Source organism: Oleiphilus sp. HI0132, assembly GCF_001635845.1.
The window spans coordinates 1-492 of sequence record NZ_LWGJ01000900.1; the positions used below are offsets into that span (position 1 = coordinate 1).

Sequence of the window (492 nt, forward strand, 5' to 3'; positions counted from 1 at the left end):
GTTCAACCTAAACCCTCAATTTCTGATAATGGCGATCTCTACGTTGCTTGGCGTCAATCTTCTGGAGGTCGATATGATCTAATGCTTAATCGTAACGCTAGCGGAGAGTGGGAAGATGCTAAAAAGATTGAATATGATGACTCGGCAAGCGTTAGTGAGTTTACTCTGGCCCACAATAATTTGAACGAGTTATTTGTGGCTTGGTCAATGCTGTTCGACGATGGTGTGAACAGTCTTACAGTTCGTTCTTATCATCCCGGCTCTGGCTTTTCTACTGCTGAAGACATTCCAGTTACTGGATCTGGTTCTGAGAGACCGGTTACCAGCCCTTTACTAAACTTTGACTATGAAGGTAACGGTGTCTTAAGTTGGGTTCAGAATACTTCGTTCCACCCAAAAATCAAGACAAGACAATATTCTAAGTTGTCTAAGGTGTGGCTGAGTGAAAGTACGATTGTTCAAGAGACATCAGGTGCCGAAGTGTTAACCTTG

The 492-nt window shown here is 43.1% G+C and carries 1 protein-coding gene; it reads left to right on the plus strand.

Annotated elements, in window-relative coordinates; genetic code table 11:
• A partial coding sequence (locus A3766_RS30935) for a hypothetical protein (RefSeq protein ID WP_197479507.1) occupies positions 1 to 492 on the plus strand: 492 nt, incomplete at both ends.